Source organism: Amycolatopsis anabasis (assembly GCF_009765355.1).
GTDB classification, from domain to species: Bacteria; Actinomycetota; Actinomycetes; order Mycobacteriales; family Pseudonocardiaceae; genus Amycolatopsis; species Amycolatopsis anabasis.
On record NZ_VTHK01000139.1, the window covers coordinates 1 to 3,077 of the forward strand.

The 3,077-nt window shown below is 71.9% G+C and carries 1 protein-coding gene; it reads left to right on the forward strand.

Features of this window, described 5'->3' with window-relative positions; all coding sequences use genetic code 11:
- The coding region (locus FXO23_RS50330; protein ID WP_158896285.1) for a condensation domain-containing protein at positions 1-3,077 on the forward strand (3,077 nt) is incomplete at both ends.

Genomic DNA, 3,077 nt, shown 5'->3' on the forward strand with positions numbered 1-3,077 from the left:
GGTGGCCGGGTGCGGGTGGTGACCCGGGCGACGGCGGCCGATCCGGACGCCTTGTTCGGGTTGATCCCCGGTGAGGGGATCACCGTGCTCGAAGTGGTGCCGTCCCTGCTGCGCGCGGCGCTCGATTCCTGGGACATCGCGGGTGACGAGGTGAAGCTGCCCGGTCTGCGGTGGCTGGTGGTGACCGGGGAGGCGTTGCCGCCGGATCTGTGCGTGCGGTGGTTCGAGCGGTTCCCCGATGTGCCGCTGGTGAATGCCTATGGTCCGACCGAATGCTCGGACGACGTTACCCATGCGGTGCTGCGCGCGGACGACGACTACTCGGGTGTGCGGGTGCCGATCGGGCTCCCGGTGCGCAACACCCGGCTGTACGTGCTCGGTGACGAACTGCGCCCGGTCCCGGTGGGCGCGATGGGTGAGCTGTACGTCGGCGGGCTCGTGGTGGGCCGCGGTTACGTGGGTGATCCGGAGCGGACGGCCGCGGTGTTCGTGGCGGATCCGTTCGGTGAGCCGGGGGCGCGGATGTACCGGACCGGTGACCGGGTCGTGTCGCGTCCCGACGGGTCGCTGGAGTTCGTGGAGCGCCGGGACTTCCAGGTGAAGATCCGCGGCCACCGCATCGAACTCGGCGAGATCGAGACCGCGCTGCGCTCGCTGCCCGAGGTCGCCGACGCCGTCGTCCGCGTGCTCACCGACGAGAACGGGGCCAAGCGCCTCGCCGGGTACCTGGTCGGTGCCGACGAAACCGGACCGCTCGACGCCGGTGCCGCGCGCAGTGCGCTGCAGCGGCTGCTCCCGGACTACATGGTGCCCTCGGCGATGCTCGTGCTCGGCGAGCTGCCCCTGACCGAACACGGCAAGGTCGACCGGAAAGCGCTGCCGGAGCCCGATTTCAGCGCCGAACTGGTCGGTCGCGCGCCGCGGAACGCGGTCGAGGAGATCCTCTGCGACGTGCTCGCCGAGGTGCTCACCGTGCCCAAGGTGTACATCGACGACAACTTCTTCGCCCTCGGTGGCGACAGCATCAGCTCGATCCAGGTCGTCAGCCGCGCCCGCAAGGCCGGACTGATCATCGCCCCGCGCGACATCCTGGAAGGCCGCACCCCCGCGGCGATCGCCCCGCACGCGGTCCTGGCCGACGCGGACGCCCCCGCATTCGCCGCCCCCGCGGGTCCGCTGGTCGACCTGCCGCCGGACGAACTCGCGGGACTGCGGTTCGCGGACGTGCTCGTCGAGGACGTCCTCCCGCTGTCGCCGTTGCAGGAAGGGCTGCTGTTCCACGCGGAGTTCGACGCCGACGGGGTGGACATGTACACCGTCCAGGCCGTCGCCGATCTCGACGGGCCGCTCGACGTGCCGCGCGTGCGCGACGCCTGTGCCGCGCTGCTCGCCCGGCACGCCACCCTGCGTGCCTACTTCCGGCACCGCCGCACCGGCGAGGCCGTCCAGATGATCGCCGCGGCCGTGGACCTGCCGTGGACCGAACACGATCTGACCACCCTGCCGGAGGCGGACCGGGACGCGGAACTGCGCCGGATCGTCGACGAGGACCGGGCACGCCGGTTCGACCTGGCCCGCCCGCCGCTGGTGCGGTTCACCCTGATCCGGCTCGCCGAGCGGCGGTACCGGTTCCTGTGGACCGCCCACCACATCGCCACCGACGGCTGGTCGGTCCCGATCCTCATCCGGGAGATGTCCGCGTTGTACACCGAGGGCACGGCCGCCGCGCTGCCCGAGGTGACTCCGTTCCGGAACTACCTGGCGTGGCTCGCCGACCAGGACGAGCGGGCCGCCCGGCTGGCCTGGCGGGAGGTCCTGGACGGGCTGACCGAACCCACCCGGATCGCGCCGGTCGCCGCGGAACCGGCCACGACCCTCCCCGGTTCGGCGACCCTGGAACTGTCCGAAGAGGACACCGAGCGGCTTGCCGCCTGGGCCCGTGGCCGCGATCTCACGCTGAACACGCTCGTGCAGGCGTGCTGGGCGATACTCATCGGACGGTTGACCGGCCAGCGGGACGTGCTGTTCGGTTCGGTCACCTCCGGCCGCCCCGCCGAACTGCCCGGGGTCGAGGCCATGGTCGGGATGTTCATCAACACCGTTCCGGTGCGGGCGGACCTCGACCCGGCTCGACCGGTCGGCGAGGTGCTGGCCGAGCTGCGGCGGCAGCAGTCGAAGATGCTGTCCTACCAGCACGTCGGTCTCGCCGAGGTGCAGAACGACGTGCCCGGGCTGGCCGGGATGGGCGAGCTGTTCGACACCGCGGTCGTGTTCGAGAACGTGCCCCAGGACGACGCGGGGCCGCTGGTCACGCTCGGCGCCGACGTGCGGGTGCTGGACGCGGTCACCCTCGACTCCCGGCACTACCCGCTCAGCCTGGTGGTGGAACCCGGGCGGCGCCTGGTGTTCCGCTTCGACTACCTGCCGAACCTGCTCGACCGCGCCGAAATCGGCCGCATCACCGACCGGTTCCGGACCCTCCTCGACACCGTCACCGCCGATCCGGGCACGCTGCTCGGCCGGGTGGACGTGGTCGGCCCGGCCGAGCGGGAAGCCCTGCTGACCCGGGGAACGGGTCCGGCCGGTGCGGTCGGGGATGGTGTGGTGTCGCGGGTTCGGGCGTTCGCCGCGGCGCTGCCGGATGCGGTGGCGGTGGTGGATGACGGCGGTTCGGTGTCCTATGCCGGGTTGGTGGGCAGGGCGAGCGCGTTGTCGCGCCGCCTGCCCGGCCGAGGTCTGGTAGGCGTGCTCGCCGATCCGGGCATCGGGTTCGTCACCGCGGTCGTCGGGGTGCTCTGGTCCGGCGGGGCGTACGTCCCGCTCGACCCGTCGATGCCGGTGGCACGGCTGGCCGGGTTGCTGGCGGACAGTGGCGCCGGACGGCTGATCGTCGGCGAGAACCACCGGGAACTGGCCGCGAAGATCGAGGCTCCGGTCGAAGTCGTCGTGCTGGACGAGGCCGAGGATCCGGCGGACGGGCTGGCTCCGGTGTCCGGTGTGGACGGTGATCTGGCGTACGTGATCTTCACTTCGGGTTCGACGGGGAAGCCCAAGGGTGCCATGGTGCATCGGCGGGG